Annotated in this window: 19 protein-coding genes; 5 read left to right on the top strand and 14 right to left on the bottom strand. The window is 61.4% G+C overall.

Annotated features, from left to right (window positions below; genetic code table 11):
• Nucleotides 1–74: 74 nt before the first annotated feature.
• Entirely contained in the window at nucleotides 75–926 is an 852-nt protein-coding gene (locus GN300_RS22985) for an SDR family oxidoreductase (RefSeq protein ID WP_063316570.1), read from the top strand.
• 15 nt (nucleotides 927–941) lie between these two features.
• On the opposite strand, the gene GN300_RS22990 is transcribed toward GN300_RS22985, so the two are convergent.
• The 7 genes from GN300_RS22990 to GN300_RS23020 form a co-directional block, all read right to left on the bottom strand.
• Nucleotides 942–2,069 carry an NAD(P)/FAD-dependent oxidoreductase gene (locus tag GN300_RS22990; RefSeq protein WP_063316569.1) on the bottom strand — a complete coding sequence of 376 codons (1,128 nt, stop codon included), beginning with the start codon at nucleotides 2,067–2,069 and terminating at the stop codon, nucleotides 942–944.
• A gap of 9 nt (nucleotides 2,070–2,078) precedes the next feature.
• Nucleotides 2,079–2,765 (bottom strand): TetR/AcrR family transcriptional regulator C-terminal domain-containing protein, encoded by a 687-nt coding sequence (locus GN300_RS22995; RefSeq protein WP_050656496.1) that lies wholly within the window; start codon nucleotides 2,763–2,765, stop codon nucleotides 2,079–2,081.
• A 306-nt stretch (nucleotides 2,766–3,071) separates the two neighbouring features.
• Nucleotides 3,072–4,220 (bottom strand): serine hydrolase, encoded by a 1,149-nt coding sequence (locus GN300_RS23000; RefSeq protein ID WP_063316568.1) that lies wholly within the window; start codon nucleotides 4,218–4,220, stop codon nucleotides 3,072–3,074.
• Nucleotides 4,221–4,346: 126 nt separating this feature from the next.
• On the bottom strand, nucleotides 4,347–5,252 hold the full coding sequence (locus tag GN300_RS23005) for a hypothetical protein (RefSeq protein WP_218960095.1): 906 nt from the start codon (nucleotides 5,250–5,252) through the stop codon (nucleotides 4,347–4,349).
• A 126-nt stretch (nucleotides 5,253–5,378) separates the two neighbouring features.
• Complete coding sequence (locus GN300_RS23010) at nucleotides 5,379–6,737, bottom strand: L-serine ammonia-lyase (protein ID WP_050656486.1); 1,359 nt, start codon at nucleotides 6,735–6,737, stop codon at nucleotides 5,379–5,381.
• A complete protein-coding gene (locus GN300_RS23015; protein ID WP_063316567.1) occupies nucleotides 6,734–7,948 on the bottom strand; it encodes an amidohydrolase in 1,215 nt (404 codons plus the stop codon). The genes GN300_RS23010 and GN300_RS23015 overlap by 4 nt, the downstream gene beginning before the upstream one ends.
• A gap of 52 nt (nucleotides 7,949–8,000) precedes the next feature.
• Entirely contained in the window at nucleotides 8,001–9,344 is a 1,344-nt protein-coding gene (locus GN300_RS23020) for a DUF3100 domain-containing protein (protein ID WP_007734920.1), read from the bottom strand.
• A 136-nt stretch (nucleotides 9,345–9,480) separates the two neighbouring features.
• On the opposite strand from GN300_RS23020, the gene GN300_RS23025 reads away from it, so the two are divergent.
• Complete coding sequence (locus tag GN300_RS23025) at nucleotides 9,481–10,479, top strand: Lrp/AsnC family transcriptional regulator (protein WP_228402203.1); 999 nt, start codon at nucleotides 9,481–9,483, stop codon at nucleotides 10,477–10,479.
• Between the two features lie 36 nt (nucleotides 10,480–10,515).
• On the opposite strand, the gene GN300_RS23030 is transcribed toward GN300_RS23025, so the two are convergent.
• Genes GN300_RS23030 through ppk2 form a run of 4 tightly spaced genes read right to left on the bottom strand, consistent with a single transcriptional unit; the run spans nucleotide 10,516 to nucleotide 16,841 of the window.
• Entirely contained in the window at nucleotides 10,516–11,481 is a 966-nt protein-coding gene (locus GN300_RS23030) for an endonuclease/exonuclease/phosphatase family protein (protein ID WP_054187746.1), read from the bottom strand.
• Between the two features lie 48 nt (nucleotides 11,482–11,529).
• Entirely contained in the window at nucleotides 11,530–13,224 is a 1,695-nt protein-coding gene (locus GN300_RS23035) for a SulP family inorganic anion transporter (RefSeq protein WP_058038641.1), read from the bottom strand.
• A 17-nt stretch (nucleotides 13,225–13,241) separates the two neighbouring features.
• The gene (locus GN300_RS23040) at nucleotides 13,242–15,983 is read right to left on the bottom strand and encodes a cation-translocating P-type ATPase (protein WP_054187745.1); all 2,742 of its coding nucleotides are present in this window, start codon (nucleotides 15,981–15,983) and stop codon (nucleotides 13,242–13,244) included.
• Between the two features lie 27 nt (nucleotides 15,984–16,010).
• Nucleotides 16,011–16,841 carry a polyphosphate kinase 2 gene (gene ppk2, locus GN300_RS23045; protein WP_085989950.1) on the bottom strand — a complete coding sequence of 277 codons (831 nt, stop codon included), beginning with the start codon at nucleotides 16,839–16,841 and terminating at the stop codon, nucleotides 16,011–16,013.
• Between the two features lie 191 nt (nucleotides 16,842–17,032).
• Here ppk2 and GN300_RS23050 point away from each other — a divergent pair, with 191 nt between their 5' ends.
• On the top strand, nucleotides 17,033–17,284 hold the full coding sequence (locus tag GN300_RS23050) for a three-helix bundle dimerization domain-containing protein (RefSeq protein WP_007734945.1): 252 nt from the start codon (nucleotides 17,033–17,035) through the stop codon (nucleotides 17,282–17,284).
• Between the two features lie 133 nt (nucleotides 17,285–17,417).
• Entirely contained in the window at nucleotides 17,418–17,795 is a 378-nt protein-coding gene (locus tag GN300_RS23055) for an SHOCT domain-containing protein (RefSeq protein ID WP_007734948.1), read from the top strand.
• Here GN300_RS23055 and GN300_RS23060 read toward each other — a convergent pair.
• Nucleotides 17,773–19,218, bottom strand: coding sequence for a hypothetical protein (locus tag GN300_RS23060; RefSeq protein WP_007734950.1), 1,446 nt, complete (start codon nucleotides 19,216–19,218; stop codon nucleotides 17,773–17,775). The two genes, GN300_RS23055 and GN300_RS23060, sit on opposite strands and share 23 nt — an antisense overlap.
• A gap of 75 nt (nucleotides 19,219–19,293) precedes the next feature.
• Nucleotides 19,294–19,692, bottom strand: coding sequence for a hypothetical protein (locus GN300_RS23065; protein ID WP_007734954.1), 399 nt, complete (start codon nucleotides 19,690–19,692; stop codon nucleotides 19,294–19,296).
• Nucleotides 19,693–19,854: 162 nt separating this feature from the next.
• Between GN300_RS23065 and GN300_RS23070 the strand changes: the two genes are divergently transcribed.
• Nucleotides 19,855–20,448: a GNAT family N-acetyltransferase gene (locus GN300_RS23070; RefSeq protein WP_050656477.1), complete on the top strand. Its 594-nt coding sequence runs from the start codon at nucleotides 19,855–19,857 to the stop codon at nucleotides 20,446–20,448.
• A gap of 17 nt (nucleotides 20,449–20,465) precedes the next feature.
• Here GN300_RS23070 and GN300_RS23075 read toward each other — a convergent pair whose 3' ends face one another.
• The gene (locus GN300_RS23075) at nucleotides 20,466–21,542 is read right to left on the bottom strand and encodes an iron-siderophore ABC transporter substrate-binding protein (protein ID WP_223304443.1); all 1,077 of its coding nucleotides are present in this window, start codon (nucleotides 21,540–21,542) and stop codon (nucleotides 20,466–20,468) included.
• Between the last annotated feature and the right edge of the window lie 105 nt (nucleotides 21,543–21,647).

Raw genomic sequence — 21,647 nt, forward strand, 5'->3', positions numbered from 1 at the left:
CGGGAACGATAGGCACTCCCAGGCCCGTGGAATCTGTTCTGTACTGGACTCCATCAAACGGGAGGACAGTGAACATGGGTGACAAGAAAGTCTGGTTCGTAACCGGCGCAGGCCGGGGCATGGGAGTCGACATTGTTCAGGCGGCTCTTGCCGGCGGGCACGCGGTGGTGGCAACGGGGCGTGATGCGGACCGTGTTTCTGCAGCGATCGGTGAGCATGACGACCTGTTGGTGATTGCCTTGGACATCACCGACGAACAAGCCGCATATGCTGCGGTGGACACGGCAGTTGCACGATTTGGTGGAATCGATGTACTGGTGAACAACGCCGGAAACTTCTACGCCGGGTTCTTCGAGGTTGTCAGTCCGGCGCAACTTCGCGCTCAGATGGAGACCAACTTTTTCGGGCCGATCAATGTGACACGGGCGGTGTTGCCGGTAATGCGTAGGCAACGGAGTGGACGTGTCGTGACTGTCAGCTCGCTTGCGGGCCTGGTTGGTCAGGAGTTTTGCGCAGCCTACGCGGCGTCGAAGTTTGCGCTGGAGGGTTGGATGGAATCATTGCAATTCGATGTCGAACCGTACGGAATCGGGACGATGATCGTGGAGCCGGGATTCTTCCGGACCGAACTGCTTGTCGAGGGTGCGTCGTCGGTCTGGCCGGAATTGTCGATAGACGATTACGACGCTCGGACTGGCGAGACCGTCGAAGCGTGGAAGAGTATGAACGGTGCCCAGGGCGGGGATCCGGTGAAACTTGCCGCGGCACTTGTGGCACTTGTCGATTCGCCGCTACCCCCACGTCGTTGGGTCGCCGGTGCCGATGCAGTGTCCGTGGTTGAGCAGAAAGCCCACCAACTACTCGATCAAGTTGAAGCCCATCGCGGTTTGTCCTCGTCGCTTGCCCACGTGGACGTGACGACCTGATCCGAGTTTGTCAGGTCACGGGAGTGAGGTGAACATGTCCACGAGCCCCTGGGGTGCGTTCTCGCCGAAGCACATGTCCAGTCCATCAGCGGACTGTTGTGCCGCCGCGGCGCTGCGTGGGAAGAGTCGCTCTTCGTAGACAGCTAGCCCTTCCTCCGTGCTGCTGTGCGACGCGATCGCCTGGCCGAGTTCCGCGCCGTCGAGCATTGCCAGGTTCGCACCCTCTCCGGCAAACGGCGACATGACGTGTGCCGCGTCCCCGAGCAGAGTGACCCCGGGAGTACGGCTCCAACTGTGGCCGATGGGAAGGGCATGGATGGGGCGAGGGGTCAGCGAGCTGTCGGCTTCGACGATCAGTGAACGCAGTGACTCGTCCCAGTCCGAGAAGTGTTCCAGCAGAACCTTCTTCGCGATGTGATCGTCGGAGAAGTCGACACTCGCTGCCCAGCTCTCGGGAACTCGCAGGGCGGCATAGATGTGCAGACTGTTGTCGGTCTCACGGTGGGCAAGGAAGCCCTTGTCGGCACTGAGTGCGAACATCATTCCGCCGCCGACGGTTTCAGTGGCATCCACGTGCTGGTTGTCGGCGTCGTGAAGGTCGAACTCCACGAAAGATATTCCGGTGTACGCAGGAGTGTCGTTTGAAACCAATGGACGGATTTTCGACCACGCACCGTCGGCGCCGACCAGGAGATCGGTGGTGAAGTGGGTTCCATCCGCGAGGTGAACTTCGTGTCGACCATCCGGCAACGGATGAGCACTGCGGACCTTGGCTCCCCAGTGGATAGTTTCCTTCGGAATTGAGCTGAGCAGTAGGTCACGGAGCTGGCCGCGGTCGATTTCCGGGCGGTCGCCGTCTCCGGTGTCCTGCTCGCTCAGGTGCACGACGGCATTTCGATCGAGGACGCGTGTCTCTTCCCCGCCTTGATGAACGAGGGCGCGGAACTCCTCATAGAGGCCGGCGGCACGAAGCGCGATCTGACCCGAGTCTTCGTGGATGTCGAGCATCCCGCCTTGAGTTCTGGCTGTCGGTCCGGATTCGAGATCGAATACCGCCGAATCGATTCCGCGGAGATGGAGGACTCGGGCGAGGGTGAGGCCACCGAGGCCGGCGCCGATGATTGCGATGGGGTACTGGTTCATGGTGGGTTCCTAAGAAGTGAGTGGGGTGTTCTCGATGCCCGTGATGAGCGTGCGGAATCCCCAGGAGAGGCGCGCCGAGGGTTCACCGGCAAGTAGAGCTGTTGCATGTCTTGCGACGAGTGGGTGCGTCTGCGGGTTTGCGTTCTGGATTGCGTCGGTCAACGCGCTCCATCGGGCATCCGCGTCGGCGGAATTGTTCGGCGCCGAGTGTTCGGCAGCAGTGGACGTCGCGTACTGCAGTAGCAAGTCCACGCCCCACGCGGCTTGATCTGGAGGGACTTCGCCTTCTTCGAGCAATGCCAGCAGGCGCTCGAGCAGGCGTACGTAGTGAACTCCGCTGGGTCGGGAAACGAGTGCCGACTGGGCGAGACCGGGATGATCGAACAGCACGGCCGTGTACGAGGTCAACACCCGTTCAAGGCGAGCTTGCCAAGTGTCGGAGGAATTTTCGGCGAGGTCGACCACTCCGAGAAGTGTTTCCAGAACGGCGGCGTGCAATTCGGCGGTATTGCGCACGTACACGTACATCGATGCCGGCCCGGTGTCGAGTTCGAGGGCGAGTCGACGCATCGTCAATTTCTGCAAGCCCTCCGACCGCAAGATTTCCACCGCGGTACTGACGATGCCCTCGCGTGTCAGAGCGGGTTTGGCCGGACGATTGCGACGGCTCGACGGACTTGTTGGCTGAGTGGGCATGATTTCACCGTACACGAACATGTTCGTAACGAACATGTTCGTTGGATCACGCACTGAACGTCCACCGCTGTGCGGAGCCATATCGGGAGCGGTGGGTTACATGCCTGAACCGCCGGAGAGCATTGCGATCGTCAGTAGGATGCCACCCACAATCCCCACGAGCGGGCTGTCGCTGTCGAGAAGCCAGTCGTTCAACGATCCCATGAGTGCCTCTTTCGGGTTTCGATCTGTCGACGGTCGAGCCTATCGACAGATCGAAACCCGAGATGTCACTTTCGTCCGAATTGTGGATCGGACCCGAGGTGATCAGCCGTAGACGTTGCCCGGGCTGATCAACTTGGTGATCGGCACCATCAAAGCACTGGTCAGGTCGGTCTCTCCGTCGATGTCGGTGTTGATGAAGACGACCAGGGTTGTGTCCTTCTCGGGCAAGTAGACCGAGACTGTCTTGTAGCCGGGCAGGCTTCCGTTGTGACCGATCCAGCCGCCGCTGTTGAACAAACCGAGTCCGTAGCCGGAGCTGTCGTCCCCTTCGCTCAAGCTCACGGTTTGCAGGCGCTGCTTCTGAGTGGCGTCGGTCAGGAGATCGCCTTTGGCCAGCGCCGGAACCCAGATGCGCATGTCGTCCAACGACGAGATCATTGCACCCGCGGCGCCGCCCCACGACGGATTCCAGTCCGTCGCCGCGGTCACGGATTCGTCGAGCGTTTGGTTGGTGTACCCCTGAGCGTGTGGTGTCGGGAACGCGTTGGTGGTGGGAAAGCTGGTGTGCTCCATTGCGAGTGGTGTCGTGATCTTGGTGTCGATGACGTCCGACAGTGTTGAGCCGGAGACCTTTTCGATCACCATGCCCAGCAGAACAGTGTTGGTGTTCGAGTAGTCGACGGTGGTCCCTGGTCGAAGTTGGAGTGGGAGGTCCTTGATGTATCCGACGAGTTCCTCCGGTGTGAAAGTTCGGCGGGGATCCGAAAGATATTCCATCACAAACTGTTCGGACGTCGTGTAGTCCACGAGGCCGCTGCGCATTCCTGCCAGATGACGCAAGCTGATCGCATCACCTTCCATGACGCCGTCGACGTACTTGGAGATCGGATCATCGAGACCGATCTTTCCCTCGTCGACCAATTGCAGCAGGGCGGTCACGGTAAATGTTTTGGTGACGCTGCCGATCCGGTGGTAGAAGTCGGTTTCCATCGGCGCTTTGGTTGCCGTATCCGAGACTCCTGCAACCTTGACGTAGTTGCCGTCGGGCCCCCAAATGCCCACCATCGCACCGGGAATCCCGGTCGAATTCACCGCTGCGTCGACGATCGAATCGAGCTGGTCGGTGATGGTCGAGTCCATGATCTTGTCGGATGTGTCTGTGGATTTGTCCGTGCTGCAGCTGATTACAGCTCCGACAACCATGGCGCTGCACAGGCCGACAAGCAGGATGCGTCTTGCTCCGGTTTTCATGAGTCGAACTCTGCCCGTCCGAGGGCACTCACACATCGACCCCGGGTACGGCAGACGCAGTCCCCAGGTACCTCCTCAACCGGTACCGGGGGACTACGGAACCCTGGCCTGAACCCTTGGCTTGGGTCAGATTCCGCCGTCGAAGAACGCCGCCAGCGCGGGTGCCGGGTCTGCCGCGGTGCCCATATTTGCTACGCCGACAACGATCAATCCCAGCGTGAACAGTGCAGTGAGAAGACCGATCGACCCCGACACGAATCTCGTCCGTCGCTCGGATCGCGCCGTTCTCGCGAAGCGTGCCCACACGACCACAGTCACGGTCAGTGATATTGCTGCCGCGATCAGCGCGATCACCGCCATGGCCAAGTGATACCGCGCGAAGTCGCTGATCATCAGTTCGAGGACAGGGCTTTGCTGGTTTCCGGTGCCCGTCGACTGAGCGAGCTGTTGGCGGACCTGCCCGACAGTGTCGCCAAGTGCCCCATCCGCCTGGGCCACGGGCAACATCGAGATCAGCGAAGAGAAGGGTGCAACGACACCTTGGATATTTGCCATCACGAGTACCGAGGAAAACATCGCGAGGAGCGTGACCAGCCCTCCCGCCGAGGCGAATGCGAGTTTCTTTCCAGCCGTCAGAGGGCCGGCGTTCACGAACGACGCCTTGAGCATCCGGCCGAGTGCGAGCAGAACCGTCAGCAGGATTACCGCGATCACGGCCTTGGCCACGTGGTACCGCAGCCAGTAGTCGACAGCGGACTCCAAGCTCGGCGAGAAGGCTTGGACACCGGAACTCCAGTATTCGACGAACGCGGCGCGGACCGTCTCGACGAGTTCTCCCTGGTCTGCGTACCCATCACCCGGCCTACTCGTCAGCATGCCCGGGGCGAGAACGAAGGCAGCGGAGAATCCGGCGACCAACGCGATCAACGCGGCGATCTTGCGACCGGAGGACTGCGTCGAGCGCGACGGCCCCGCAGTGTTGTGCCGTGAAGAATTGTGCAGTGGGATTCCTCCAGCGTGATGAGCGATCATCTGGTCACCGTCCACAAAGTCATGTCACCGAGTGTAGAAATCGGTACACCGGACTTCATCGTTCGAGAGGATGATATTTCCTGCGACGGCGTCCGCCCGCCCTCGCCGCTGCCGTCGACATCCCCCTCAGCACTCGACGACATTGACGGCGAGCCCGCCTTCACTTGTTTCCTTGTAACGCACGGACATGTCGTTTCCGGTTTGGCGCATGGTTTCGATGACGGTATCGAGGCTCACCACATGCGTCCCGTCACCGAGGTATGCGAGCTGAGCTGCGGTGACTGCAGTCGAGGCGGCTACGGCATTTCGTTCGATGCATGGGATTTGGACCAGGCCACCAACCGGATCGCAGGTCAGCCCCAGATGGTGTTCCATGGCAATCTCAGCGGCATTCTCGATTTGTCGTGGTGATCCGCCCATGACAGCGCACAAGCCGGCTGCCGCCATCGCGCAGGCAGCTCCGACCTCGCCTTGGCACCCCGCCTCCGCGCCCGAGATCGAGGCATTCGCCTTGATGATCGATCCGATTGCGGCAGCGGTGAGGAGAAAGGTTCGAACGTCGTGAACACCGGCGCCCGCCGCACGTATGTGGTGGTATAGCACTGCCGGCACGATTCCTGCGGCACCGTTCGTCGGAGCCGTTACCACGCGGCCACCTGCTGCATTTTCTTCGTTGACCGCCATGGCGTAGACGGTCAGCCACTCGCGTGAGGAGGGTGCGCAGTTACGTTGTTCCAGTTGAATGTTCGCAGACCGTGCTCTTCGGCGAACTCCGAGACGCCCGGGCAATACACCTTCGGTCTGGGTGCCGCGTTCGATGCAGTCGCGCATCGCGGACCAGATCGCGTCGATGCCGGTGAATGCCCGATCCTGGCCGTGTATCGCGATTTCGTCCGACAGTGCCAGTTCGGCGATAGTTCCGGAGCCGCATTCCGCCAGTAGCTCTTTCGCGGTTCGATAGCGTGAGTTGATCGAATGCGCGCTTGCTTGCGTCTCCGTTCCGGCACGCAGTACGAATCCGCCACCGATCGACAGATATGTACTCGTACAGACGATTTCGCGACCGCTGAAGGCGGTCAGTGTCATCGAGTTGGGGTGCCCGTGACGGCGAACGAGCGGCTCGAACACCATGTCCTCGTGAGTGAACACAACGTGCCCGAGTGAGCCGCCGACGAGCTTCACCGATCCGCCGTCCGAGAGCTCGGCCCAGCGCCCGTGAATGTCGTTCGGCTCGCACGTTTCAGGATCCAACCCACGAAGTCCCGCGATCACCGCGTCGGGAGTGCAGTGCCCTATTCCGGTGGCGGCGAGAGAGCCGTGCAGATTGCAGCGAATTCGGTCGACCGACGCGGTCAAGCCGGCGTCGGAGAGCTCGCCGACAAAAGTGCGGGCGGCTCGCATCGGACCGACCGTGTGTGAACTGGAGGGCCCGATGCCGATGGAGAAGAATTCGAGCGCGGAAACATAGACGCCGGTGGTGCTCATTCGGCGCTCGTGACGGTAGTCGCTCCTGACTCGCGCTGGGCCGTAATCGTCAGGAGGTTGGAGCGCGAGTCCCCGGTGGCGGCTCGGATCACAGTGCGTGCCATTGCAATTGCTCCGTGCAGAACAGCTTCGTCGCCCGCTGCGGAGCGGGCATCAGCGGCAAACTCGATCGTGTGAGGAACTCCGGTAACGCCGCGTAACGCGATCATCGGGTGGATCGAGGGAACCACCTTCGACACGTTGCCCATGTCTGTCGAGCCGCCGGTCAGGGGAGTTCGGGCGGCCGCGGTGCGGCCCAGGCTCGCGATCTCCTCGTCCCAGATCGTCGCCAGCACGCGATGTTGAACAAGCTCCTCGTAGCGCGGTTCGGCGCGTTCGGTCGACCAGGAGCAGTCGCTGGCCACAGCTGCGCCCTCGAAGCAGGAGAGCATACGACGTTTGGCGTCCAACAGCACGTCGAGTTCTGCGGCCCGAACTTCCGCTCGCACCAACGTCGAGGCCGGAATGATGTTTGTTGCTTCGCCGCCGTGCTCGACGTAGGCGTTCAGCCTGACGTCGGAGGGAAGTTGTTGACGGAGGAGTCCGATGGCGACCAAGGCGATCGTGGCGGCGTCGCCTGCGTTGATGCCCTTGTGTGGCGCAGCGGCCGCGTGTGCGGCTCGTCCGGTGTAGGTCACGTCGAACCGGTCGACTGCCTGCGTTCCGGTGACGGTGCAACTGACGTCTTCACCTGCAGCGCCGTGGACCATGATCGACATCGCCGCGCCCTCCCATGCGCCACGTTCGAGCAGCAAGACTTTCCCGCCGCCATGTTCTTCGGCCGGCGTACCGAGAAGGACGACGGTCAGGCCGTGTTCCTCCGCGACCTCTCCGAGCGCGATCGCTGCTCCCAGTCCGGCAGCGGCGATGACATTGTGTCCACACGCATGACCGATGTCGGGAAGGGCGTCGTACTCGGCGCAGACGACGACGCGGAAAGGGCCGGAGCCCCGCACCGCTTCGAATGCCGTCTCGAGGCCGTAGGCGGCGCGAGTAACCGTGAAGCCGGCTTCCTGTGCGGCGTCCGCCAAGAGGGCGGATGCCCGATGCTCTTCGAATGCCAGCTCTGGGTGAGCATGGATCGTGTGGCTGACATCGATGAGGCGTGATGCCCACTTCTCGATCGTGCTCGAAACCGAGTCTGTGCGGGTGCGGGTGTCAGCGATGGACATGGGTATTGGTTCCTTTCAACATCTTTGGTTCTCAGCGCTTTCGGGTGCAGTTCTAGTGCCAGAGGCCCAGCGCGAACTCCGCGACGACCACGGAAAGTAGGTAAGAGGCGAGGATCGCGACGATTCCGACGGGCACGATCTTCCAGCCGATCGTCTTGAGCAAGGGAAGGTCCTTGCCGAGGCTGAGACCTGCGACAGTCAAGGTGAGGGTGCAGATCGAGAGAAAGTCGACAGTCCCGACGGTGCTCGAGACGAAATCACCGATGGGGGACCACGGTGTTGTCGCCAAGGCGCCGATGGTGATGATTGCGATCATCGCCGCGATCTTGCCGCGGGTCAGGCGGGCCACGCCGACGCCCAGGAGCAACAATCCGGTGAGGATCAAGTATCCGACGATGATCGATCGAGATACGCCACCCGCTGCGATCGAGGAGACGATGACCCCACCGACGAACAGAATCGGAACGATCGTGGTCAGCGGCACGGTGACGCTCGGCGCAACCGCTCGTGGGGCAGTGTCGGCTTTCCGTTCGCTGGTCGTCTTCGAGCGCTTGGTGAGTGCGCCGTAGATTCGATCAGCAAGGGGGAGTGCGACATACATGCCGACATACACGCCGAGGAGGCCGGTGATGATGTTGGATGTGGCCGCCACGGCGAGTACCTGGTCGGCCATCTCGGGGTGCGCCGAAACGACGCTGGCGGCAGCGGCAGCCATCATCGAGCCGGATCCGACGCCGGCACCCATCGCCAATGCGAGGGGGTCGAAGATGTTGAAGGATGTAGCCAGTGACGCAATCAGGCTGATCAGCACGGCACCGAACAGAGTGCCGAAGACGTACATCGACAGGACTCCACGGTACTGGTCGGAATCGGGGCCGTAGCGTTCGCTGACCATCGCGAAGGAACCCTCGCGGTCGATGGAGAAGGTTGCTCCGACGGTGGCCGGCCCCATCCGAAGGAGTACCGCCAGCGGGAGTGCGAGAGCGATAGTGCCGAACAAGTGCCCCAATTCCTGCAGTAGCAGTGCGGGGCCCGCCTCGAACAACAATTGGATGTTCGGGCCGATGGTGAAAGACAACCTTGCACAAAGCAAGAGAACAGCCAGGCCCATGATTGCCGAGGCCGCAGCCTGAAGGTCGAGGCCGAGTGGTTTCCACTTCTGGCTCGAGACGACACCGCCGGCAATCAGTCCCCACACCATGGGCAGGATCGTGATGGCGGCAGCGCCGACGGGAATCACTGCGGGGCCGATCAGTTGCGCGCCTGCCGCAAGCCCGAGGAGCAGAATCACCACGATCCACAGCCGTGGCGACCGCATGGCAAAAACGACTTTTTGCGTCGCGGTTTGATCGCTGACTGGGGAATCGTCATGCGAGACAGGGAATGCTTCGGTCATGTCGGTGTCTTTCTCGAGGGGGCGAACGAACGCAAGAAGTAAGGGTTCTCGAGGCTCAGGATTTGGTGGACTATTGATGTGATGAAGTTAGGATCGACGCGTTTCGATCCTGTTTCGGTGCAGCATTCTTTTGAAAGTGAGGTCCTCGGTGCAGGATCAGATGCTCAAGGACGACGATCTTCGGCTGTTGAACGCACTGCAGATCAGGCCGCGAGCGTCGTGGTCCGAGCTTTCACGCGCGATCGGTTCCGACCCGGTCACCCTGACCAGGCGTTGGGAGCGTCTGCACTCGCAAGGCATAGCGTGGATCGCTGCGTACCGTGGTGGACCCATCGTGTCGGCGACCGCACTTCTCGAGATCGAATGCGCACCGGCACAGACCATGAGCGTTGCCGAACAGATCGCGCACGATCCCGAAGTTCTCACAGTCGATCTCACAACCGGCAATCGGGATCTGCTCGTCACGCTCACCTGCACTGACCTCGATCAATTGTCCAGGTACGTGTTGGAGCGAACACAATCCTTGCCGATGATCACCGCGATGCGAACTCAGATCGTGTCCTCGGCGAACTCCGACGCGAGGAACTGGCGTCTACGTGCTCTCGATGCGGAAGAAATTGCCGCGCTCGAGTCGGCCCCGGCGGGAAAGATTCGTGGTGTACGCGCCGGCGAAGAGGAACAGTCGCAGCTGTTCGACATTCTTTCTCGCGAACCACGTGTCACCGTCTCGGCACTCGCTGCGGCCCTCGGAGTCACGCCGGCTCGCGCTGGGGCGCTCCTTTCTCACGAGCTGTCGACGGGGCGACTGGTCGTCCGCACGGAGATTGCTCGGCCCTACTCCGGCTGGCCGGTCTACGCCTGGTACTTCTTACGTCTCGACGGGCGAAAGGAGGCAATTGCTCAGCGCCTTTCGCACCTGCGTGAGGCGAGGCTTGTTGCTTCTACGATCGGCAGCTACGACATCGCATTGGCGGTGTGGCTGCGCTCGATCGACGACGTGCAGCGTCTGGAAGGTTATCTCGCCGAACAGTTTCCGGGCGTATCCGTGGTGGACCGGTCGATCGTCCTGCGTACGCCGCATCACCTGCATCGGACGATCGATGTGTCGGGTCGAAGCATGCCGAAGCACGGGTGATCCGCAACGCGTTCGCGCGGGTCGGGTGCTCTCCGACTAGTTGGGGATCGCCACGTCGACGATCAAGCCGAAGTGATCGGAACCTTCGATGTCGATCCGCTCGAGTGACTTCGCCTGTCCGCCCCGCAGAAGTACATGGTCGATGCCGACGATCGCGGGAAATTTCTTGTCCGCCGGATAGGTGCGCACGATGCCTACTCCCAATTGGTCTGCGGCATCGGAGTAGCCGACATCGAGGAGGTCACGGAATTGCTTGTGCGTGAATGTGGTGTTGAAGTCGCCACTGACGATGACGGTTTCCTCGGCGGCAGCAGCGTCGAGCGCGTTTCGCAAAGTGCTCAGCTCGGCAGTCCACACGTCGGGCGGGGTCACGTACGCCGGTCCGGGGTGAACCGCCAGAAGGGTGAACGGAGTCGAGAAGCCTACTTCGGCAACAAGATTGGTCGGTCCGAATCCGTTCAATTCCCGAGTGTCCGTCAGCGGATAACGGCTGTAAATACCGGCGCCACCCCCGCCGGCCTCGTCCGGTACCAAGTAGTGATGCGGCAGCAGTTGCTCGAGTCCTTGATCTCTGAGAGAGCCTTCGAGTGATGTGGTCAGTTCCTGAACCGTCAGGACGTCGACTGCCTTCTCGCGCACCGTCGCAGTCAAACTGGCGGGATCTGCCTGCCCGAAGAGAAGGTTTGCTTGCATTACGCGCAGAGTCGGCCCGTCGATTTCGGAACTGTTTGCCACATACAGTGGACTGATCACCGACGCGCCCACCGCAATCAGTACCACCGAGATCGCCAGCAGGATCCAGCGGCGAAAGACCAGGCATATCAGGGACGCTGCGAGTGTGACCGCAAGCAGTATCGGGACGAAGGAGGCCACGGCGATCAACGGGTTGATCGGCTTGGTGGAGTACAACGCGATCAGCGAGACAACGCCGACGGCGATACCGCCCACGCCGGCGACCTGAGCGATACGGCGTGCCGGAACATTGTCCGTCGTGAATCCCATACCAAACGGTACCCAATGCAGCCACGGTTCCCGACTGCCTGGCGTTTGTCAGTCGCCGGTTCGGGTGCGGAATGCGTTCACGGCGGCTTCGACGGTCGGGTAGAAGTGCGTCGAATCGAATCGATCCCCGACTCCGAATCGGATGAGTCGATCCTTGATCGGACCTTTCATCTCTGCGAATGCCAACCGAATTCCTTTGCCTTCGAGGAATGTATCCAGATCGACGAGTTCGTCGACTGCCGTTGTGTCGAGTCCGGTGATCGGTTCGGCGGCTATAACCACCCAGTCGACCGGATCTGGCGCCTTGGCGACGACGGAGCGAACGTATTCGTCGAAGATCTCGCCGTTCGCGAAAAACAGTGGCGCGTCAAACCTCACCAACACCAGGCCGGGGATGCGATGCCCATCTGGATGGCGTTCGATGTCGTGGAATCCGGTGGGTTCGCCCGTCTCGACGAGTTCGGTTCGATGTGGCTGCCATACCTGCGCGATGACCGCTGCGAAGGACAGTCCGATCGCAACAAGGATGCCTTGTAGCACACCGACCAGGGCGACGCCCAGAAACGCCGCGACGGCGAGGCCGAATTCCACGGTGCTCATGCGCCACATGCGGACCATGCCGCCCACGTCGATCAGTGCACACGCGGCGACGATGACGACGGCGGCCAGTGTTGCATCGGGCAGATATGCCGTGAGTCCGGGAGCGACGAGGACGAACACCAGGACCGCGAGCGCCCCGACGACGCCGGCCAATTGTGTGTGCGCCCCACTCTGTTCGGCTACCGGAGTTCGTGACCCGCTCGCCGAGATCGGAAACCCGCCGAACAGCCCGCCGGCCACGTTCGCGACACCGATCGCCTTCATTTCGGTACTGCCGTTCACGTCCTCGCCGTGGCGGGCGGCGAAGGTGCGCGAGAGAACGCCGGTGTCGGCGAAGGCAATCAATGCGATACCGGCGGCGGGCCCGATCAGATGGCCGACGTCCTGCCAGGTGACTCCACCGACGGAAGGGAGAGGGAGTCCTTCCGGCAGTGCGCCGACCATGCCGATGTCATCGGTGAGACCGGCGGCAGCGGACAAGACTATGGCCGCGACAACGGCCACCAGAACGCCGGGAACAACAGGTACCCAGAGCCGGAAGGCGACTATGACGACTAGCGAACCGACACCGATGGCGGCAGCGAGGGGGTCGACGTCGCCACCCACCAGGGCCTTTGAGATTCCGCCGATTTCACCGAGTAGACCGGACGCGTCGACGGAGAATCCGAGCAGCTTGGGAATCTGACCAACTACGACGACGAGTGCAATGGCGTTGAGGTAGCCGAGGCGGATCGGTTTCGAGAGGAGTTCGGTCACGAAGCCGAGACGAAGGAATCCGCCGATCACGAGGATGAGTCCGACAAGAATGGCGAGAACACCGGCTAGTGCAAGCGCATTCTCCGAATCGCCGACCACTGCCAGCGGTATGACCGCGGCGGCAATCAGCGGCGCCAGTGACGAATCAGGTCCGAGTACAAGGATTTTCGAGGGCCCGACTACCGCGTAGGCGAGCAAAGGCACGATGGTGGCGTACAGCCCGGCGTACGCAGGCAACCCGGCGGCCTCGGCGTAGCCCATGCCTGCCGGGATGAGCAGGGCAGTCAAGACGAGTCCGGCAGTGACGTCTGTTCGCAACCACTCGCGGCGATACCCACGGGCAGTCGCGACGCCCGGTAGCCGACCTAGACTCTCCGCCCACATCATCGTTTGATTGTCCTCCCTCAGTGGAGCGAACGGGCGCGCTCGGGGGCAACCGCGGTGGTCGCAGGGAGGGGCGCAGGTGCCTGTGCGAGGCGGCGGCGTCGAATTGCCTTGTCCAACTCGACGACAACCGGGATGATCAGCGACCAACCCAGGCAGGCGAGCCACTGGGCGCCGGTCAGTGAGGTTGTCATGAGGAGGTCCTGGAGGACGCCCGCCTCGACGGCGAATACGGTCACGACCGTGGGGATCGTCAAGATCTTGATGGCACCGAGAACCGGTGGAACCACGCCGGACTCGGGATCACGCCGCATGGTAAGCCCCGCGAGAATCGAACCGAGAGAGAGCACTACGAATGCTGTGGTCATGGGAACATTCGCATCGGAAGTACTCATTTCACCGGGTGCGAGAAGCATCGCCGCGAGTGTCACGGCAAATTGCAGGACACCGTACGCGAGCCACTGAGCGACTGCGCTTCGATGTGCGATCGGCATCTTGGGATCGCGCGGAGGCTTGTTCATCAGATCCGGTGGCGGCGGGTCGAGCATGATCACGGCGACGGGGAACAGTGTGATGAAGAAGTGCTGGAACAGCACCATCAGTGGCGTCAGTGCCACACCCTCGTTGATATTGAAGATGCTCGCAGCGAGGAAGAGGAGAACCAAGGAGAAGAGTTTCGACATCTGGTAGCGGATGTACGAGACGATTTTTCCGTAGATGTTGCGGCCCAAAGTGATCGCGGTGATGAGGGTGCCGAAGTTGTCGTCGGTGAGCACCATCTTGCCCGCCTGTTTGGTCACCTCACTGCCCGAGCCCATGGCGACGCCGATGTCTGCCTTCTTCAACGCGGCGGCGTCGTTGACCGCGTCTCCGGTCATCGCGACGACGGCGCCACCGCTCTGCATGACATCGACCAAGCGAAGTTTGTCCTGCGGAGTGACGCGGCCGAACACGTGCAGGTTCGGCAACGCGGTCGACAGTTCTTCATCGGTCATCGCTTGCAACTCGCCTCCGCCCACCGAGCCCGGGCCGAGTCCGAGTTCGGCACCGATCGCTGCGGCGGTGATGGCATGGTCGCCGGTGATCATGCGGACCTCGATGCCGGCCCGGTGTGCGGTTCGCACCGAATCGACCGCCTCCGGACGCAGCGGGTCGATGATGCCTGCCATACCGACAAACGTCAGGTCCTCGACAAAGGACATGGGGTCGGCCACGACAGCGTCTTCCCGTCCGTCGAGGCGTCTGACCGCGAATGCCAGCACCCGAAGACCCTTTTCGGACATGGACTGATTTGCTGCCGTGAGTTCGTCTCGGACTTCCTCGATCGGGACCTGCCGACGGCCGGGGAGAAAGGCCGAAGAACACCGAGCGAGGACGACATCGGGTCCGCCCTTGACCAATCCGACGAACTGACTTACGCCGTCGACTTCGAGATGGTGGTACGTGGCCATGAACTTGTACGCGGAATCGAACGGAACCGTCGCCACCCGCGGGTAGGTCCGTCTGGTGAGTGGGGCGTCGGCACCGATCTTTGCCGCGAGCACCACGAGCGCGGCCTCGGTCGGGTCGCCGACAACTTCCCCGGAATCGGAAACCGTTGCATCGCTGTCGAGACACAGTCCGTATGCGAGAAGGGTGAAGTCGGGCGGCGCCTCGCCGGCAACCTGCGTTATCCTTCCCGCTTTGGCATAGCCTTCGCCCTCGACCGTGTACCAACGGCCGTGGACGTACAGCGATCGGACGGTCATCTGGTTCATGGTCAGCGTGCCGGTCTTGTCCGAGTTGATTGCACTGGTCGCGCCGAGTGTTTCGACGTCGGTCAGGTTCTTCACGACGGCCTTGGCGTCGGCCAGTTGACGGGCACCGTAGGCCAGCATCGCCTGGACGAATGTTGGCAGGCCGGTCGGAATCGCGGACACTCCCATTGCGATACCAAGGAGCAGAAGCGTAGTCAGGTCCTGCCCACGAAGGAGCCCGATGACGACGATGACGATCACTGCCGTCCACGCGATGATTCCGAGAAGTTTGGTGAGAGAGTCCAATTCACGTTGAAGTGGCGACTTGCCAGGGGCGACCGCCGACAACATCGACGCGATCCGGCCTATCTGCGTCTGCATCCCGGTCTCGGTGACCACCATGGTCGCCGTGCCGCGGGTGACCGAGGTGTTCTGGAAGACCAGATTGCTGCGGTCTCCGAGCGGAATATCCTCGTTGTTCAGCGTATTCGGGTCCTTCGGTATCGGCGCGCTTTCCCCGGTCAATGCGGCTTCCTGCGTCTCCAGGGTGGTGGTGGCGAGCAACCGTCCGTCGGCAGCGATGATGTCTCCTGCCTCGACTTGGACGATGTCACCCGGCACCAGTTCGGTAGCGTCGAGTTGAATCAGGTTCCCGTCACGAATGACCCGTGCTTGGGGCGTCTGCATCTTGGCGAGGGCGTCGACGCTGGCCCGTGCCTTCAACTCCTGTCGAGTTCCGAGGACGATGTTGAGCACGACGAGCACCGCCACCACGATTGCTGTCGGCACTTCACCGATGGCGATGCTGACCGCGGCCACGGCGACGAGCATCAAGTTCATCGGATCTTTCAGCTGCAACAGCGCGATCGACCACGTCGACGGCGGTGGCGTCGAGGTGATTTCGTTCGACCCGTAGCGTCGTCGCCGTTGGTCGGCCTCATCCGACTGCAGTCCGCGCTCCGGGTCCGACTGCAGTACGGACACGACTGATTCGCCACTCTGCGCATGCCACGGCGTGGGGCTCATGACCGCACATCCTTTCCTTGGCGATCGTCAATACCGGGTCGGAATCCAGTGCAGCGGTTGTTTGGGCGTCTGGTAGCCGTGAGCCTTCTGCCGTTTCGGCAGGGTGATGTCCGTGGATTGCACGGGCTCGTAGGGGATCTGACTCAGAATGTGGCTGATGATGTTGAGTCGTCCGCGTTTCTTGTCATTGTTGTTTGCGACATACCATGGCGCCCAGCCGGTGTCGGTGAAGCGAAACATCTCGTCGCGGGCACGCGAGTAGTCGTACCAATGACTGAACGACTTCAGATCGAGATTCGACAGCTTCCAGATCTTTCGAGGGTCGTCGATCCGGCTCTGCAGACGTAAGAGCTGCTGTTCTTCGCTGACCTCGAGCCAGTACTTGAGCAGAATGACTCCCGATTCGACGATCGCGCGTTCGACGGTCGGAATGAGCTGGAGAAATTGATGTGCTTGTTCTTCGGTGCAAAAGCCCATTACTCGTTCTACACCGGCACGGTTGTACCAACTTCGGTCGAAGATGACGATCTCACCGCCAGCCGGAAGATGCGGGACGTAGCGCTGGACATACATCTGCGAATGCTCTCGCTCGGTCGGGGCGGGTAACGCGACGACCCGGAACACTCGCGGACTCACTCGCTCGGTGATGGCTTTGATGACACCGCCCTTCCCCGCGGTATCTCGACCTTCGAATACGATGCAGACCTTGGCTCCAGACGATTTGACCCACTCCTGCAAAGCCACGAGTTCGCCGTGCAACGGCTTGAGTTTGCGGCGGTACACCTTGTTCTTCATCGGCTTTTCTGCCACGGGCGGCGCGTCGTCGGTAAGGGTCGACGGGGTGTCGTCGTGAAGAATCCGAGCGTTCTTTCCCACTTCCACTCCCTGGCATCATGAGCGCAACGCGAGCGCGCGGGGAACCGTCCGCCCTTATGTGTATGCCCCATATTCGGTGAACCTATTCTCTTCGCAATCGAGACCCGAATCGTGTTGTTTTCGAACCCTTTCCGAGTCTTGACGTGCTCGGCTGGACGGACGACCATTAATGGATGACTGGCGACGAAGAGTTGCTCCACGTCGAGCGGGTGATCACTCGCCTCATTTCCCGCTATCCCGCCGTTCCTCCACCGGAGATCGAAAACAGAGTGCGAACAATTCACCAGCGTTTTGCGGGATGTCGGATCCGCGACTTCGTGCCTCTTCTGGTCGAAAAAGCGGCCAGACAAGAGATCTCGGATCGGAGAATCGTGATTCCGATAATGGATGAGCGGTCGGCGAGTCTGAACTCTCTCGAGCTGTAGCCGGAACGGGGATCGTCGGCGCATACTGAAATGACCTTGGACCAGGGAGTTCTGGCCGAATGCAGGAGCTCAGGCGCGGAACGTCAGCCTCCCGAACTCCTGATGTGTAAAACCGAGTACAGGGAGCGTTGACATGGAAGGCTTCTGGGAATTCTTCTGGTTCATCTTCGTCTGCTTTGCCTTTGTGGCGTACTTGAGCGTGTTGTTCTCGATCATCACCGACTTGTTCCGTGATCACGAGACTTCGGGCTGGGCCAAGGCGTTGTGGATGATATTCCTCTTCGTCATTCCATTCCTGTCCGCGATGATCTACGTGGTCGTCAAGAATGACGGAATGACGAGGCGGTCGATGGAAGCCGCTCAAGAGCACATACACGCGCAGAGTGATTACATTCGAAAGGTCGCCGGGAAATCGCCGACTCAGCAGATCGCCGACGCCAGAGAGCTTCTCGACTCAGGCGCGATCAACGAAGAGGAATTCCAGGCCATCAAGGCAAAGGCGCTGGCGTAGTTTTCGTATCTTCTGCCCCGGGCCTGGCGTCGTCGGTTCCGCCGTCGTCAGGCCCGGCGTCCTGCGCGGCGGCGCGTGCGGGACGAACCAACACTTCCAGTGCGACGAGAGCAACGAGCGCAATGACGACGATCCAACCAACGACCAATCCGGTGGGGTAGCGCCAGAAGAGCAGCAACAGGGCGGCGATGCCGATGATGGCACAGCGCAGTGGGACACGAAGCTGATTGGCCCACCGCTCCACCTGATTCGGCGTTCGGCCGCTTGCAGAATGCCGGACGAAGTCCAACGCCTGCCCGTAGCCTCGACGAACGGCGATCGCCGACGACGACCCACCGATCAGGTAGGCGCCGAGCCCCACCACCACACCGAGGACCGCAACCGCGCGAAGGCTCGTCCGAAGCGGAACCAGAACTGTGTCGATGACAGCGGTGGCGGCGTCTGGCGAGAGGATATCGGTAGGGACACTGTCGAGGTAGATTGCGCGCCCGATCAGAATTCCGATCGCAAGAACAAGCATTCCCAACGCAATCGACAGTCCGACCAGGGACAGCGTACGAAGCCTGCGACCGGTTGGCGCAACGGCGACAGCGGCTGCTGCGCAAGCAATTCCCAACCACGGCAGCACCGCCGAGACCTTGTCGAGTGCCGAGACGGCTCGCTGCGCCTTCACCAGCTCGGGGGACTGGAAGAGAACAAACTCCTTGTCCACGGACGGGATTTTGTCTGCGAAAGCGAAGCCGCGGTCGGTCAGCGCCGTTTTCACCCGGTCGATGATCGTGCTCAGTGAAATGCTGACCGTTCCGCTCTGGTCGACCTCGACCGAGTCGGGTCCGTAGTTTCCGGTCATGACGGCGACGAGGGAGTTGTGCGCCGCTCGGTTCGCCTGAATCCAAAGGTCTTCGAACTGCTGCGTCCGAACGAGCGAGGCCACTGTGTCGTGGACGAAACTCTTCGCCTGGCCGGCGATCACCGGGGCCAAACCCACCAACGCCTGGTCCACGCGAGGCGCGTTGGCTTCGAGATTCGACACATCCGTCAATGCCGTGAGTGCCTCGGTGGTGAGCCCTTCGACGTCGACGCGATCGAAGATCTCGTCCGTGACTTGATTCGTGATCTCCGCTTGCACGGCTGGATTCTCACCCAGTGGCGCTACCGTGCTGACGTAGCGGTCCGTGTCGAGGATCTGACTACGTACGAAGCGGGTGGTTACCGACAAGACTGCGAGCAGTGCGACCAGCACCAGCAGGATTGTCACCGCGGTCCACCGCAGCCCATGTCGAGGTGGTCGGGAGACTTTCTCGACGGTCGTTTCGCGGGCGCTGGGAGTCTGCTCGCGAAGTGTTGCTACCTCTTCGCGCAACCGGGCTAGTTCGGCACGTTCGTCCTCCTGGAGTGGTCCGTCGCTCGTGCCGTTTGCCATGATGGTCCTCCCGGGACGGAAACTACTGGCGCACAGTTGAAATGCTGAACTGCGAAGATGATTCGGCGGGTGACCTCAGATGACCTCGGGATTCCAGGTCGCGACGGCCCAGATGACGAATACGTCGAGCGCGATGATGATGATCGACCACCACGGCGAGTGGGGTAGCCACAGGAAATTCGCGAGGATCGACAGAGAACAGATGACTATCGCGCCTACCCGTGCCCACGTCGCGCCGGTGAAGAGCATGATTCCGACAGCGGTGACGAGCACACCGAGTACGAGGTGGATCCATCCCCACGAAGTGAGGTCGAATTGGTACGTGTATTCCGGGCCGACGACTGTCACGTCGTCCTCCGATATCGCCGAGATGCCTTGGAGGATTTCGAGCACGCCGACTGTGATGAGGAGAACGGCTCCGCCCAGCGCGCTTCCTTTTGCCACACCCTGCTTTACCAGTGAATCCTCGGACATGACCGCCCCTAGATTTCAAGCGCGAAATAGCCTGGCATATTTCCCTGTCCCGACCTTTTACGGTGGTGAAGTAGCCCGTCGGAGGGCAAATCAAACATTGAGCGCTGCACAGCATTGCGATATTCATTCGCCTACGAATTCGAAAGAACCTACCGTGACGGCATGGATATGGCGGACGTAGGTGTGGCGATGAGGCCTGCACCGGGTGTGATCCGGACGGACCGGCTGGTGCTCCGTACCTACCGCCCAGGCGATCACCGGGATCTTCTCACCTTCTACGGGCGCAGCGACGTATGCCGATATTTGCTCAACGAACCCTGGAGTCTCGCGGAGGCTCGGGAGGCCGTGCAGACCAGAATGTCTCGCCGCGACCTGGCATCGGGCGCGGTGGCACTTGTTGTCGAGTACGGGGGCCGGGTCGTCGGAAGCGTGAGTGCTTGGCGAGTCGAAGAATCTGATTGCACAGCCGAAGTCGAGCACACCGCCGAACTCGGGTGGGCATTTTCGCCCGAGTTCGGCGGCCGAGGATTCGCGACGGAAGCAGTGACCGCTCTGATCGACCTCGCGTTCGCGACACCCCGATTGCGCCGCGTGGTCGCGCGAATGGATTCGAGAAACGAATCCTCGGCGCGACTCGCGCAGCGGATCGGTATGAGGCGAGAGGGACATTTTCGGCAGAACGCGTGGATCAAGAACGAGTGGACCGACACCGTGGTTTTCGCGACACTTCGCGGTGAGTGGCCTTCAGTTGCTTGATCAGACCGAGCGGGCTGCTATTTTGCGACCAGTTCGGTCAACTGTGGCACGAGTTCGTCGGTCGCCCACGGAACACTCAGAAGGCTGACGTACATTGTCGCTGCAGTCAGGCGATTGTCGGTGATCCACAGGTCCTTGCCGTTGGCGATGACCGGCCACCGCGAGAACAGAGTGTTGGCCAATGTGCTGTCGACTTCCGACTGATCGCTTGCCCAACCGAGATACACGTCGGTGTCGATCGTGTCGAGCTTTTCCATACTGATGCCGAAAAGGAACGAGTCGCCGGCAAAGTTCTTGGCGCCGTTCACCACGTCGGGAGCGACTGTGAGCCCGAGGTTTTCGACAAACTTGACGCGCGGATCGTCCGGACCGTAGATGGCGGTTTCGGTTTCTCCTTCACGGATGTAGGAACCGAAGGCGAAAGTGACTCCGTTGAATTCGGGATGACTCGCCTTCGATTCCTGGACCGATTCCTCAACCGACTTGATCAGCGCCGCGGTTTGAGCGGGACGCCCGAGTGCCTTGCCGACATCGGTGGCGAGGTTTTGCCACGAGCTGGGCTGATACGGCTTGGTGTCGTACGGGAGGGTCGGGGCGATCGAGCTCAGGCGCTGGTAATCCTGCTCGGAGAAGCCCGAGTACGGGGCAAGAATCAGATCAGGCGCGGCATTGAGAATCTGCTCGAACAGTAGCTCGCCGCTGTCGGAGTAGTACGGCGCAGGCGTGGGCAGCGTCTGGCCCGACTTTTCGAGTTCGGCGCGGGTCCACGGCAGGAACCCGTCGGCGTCGCCGGCCCAAGAGTCCTTCTGCATCGCGATCGGAGTGACACCCAGGGCGATGACCGTGTCTGCCGCTGCGGAATCGAGGGTGAGGATCCGTGTCGGCTCCTTGTCGATGGTGGTCCCGCCGAAAGCGTGCTTGATCGTCACGGGATAGGCGCCGTCCTCGACGGCGGATGCCGATGAATTGTTTTCCTGGGCGTCCGATGACGACTGTGTGCAGGCGGTCAGAGGCAGTGCCGCCGCCAGCATGAGCGCAACAACGATTCGTCGCCTCCGCTGGGGACGAATTCTCTGACGGGCAGATCTGAACACGCGAAACTCCTCGGGATTGATCAGGGAAGTGCTTGCACGACTCAGCGCAGTACGCGCATGAGAGCAGGCTTACCTAAGTGAATGTAGGGCGCGTGCGTGTAGCGA

The organism is Rhodococcus sp. Ni2 (assembly GCF_021352185.1).
Lineage (GTDB): Bacteria > Actinomycetota > Actinomycetes > Mycobacteriales > Mycobacteriaceae > Rhodococcus_F > Rhodococcus_F qingshengii.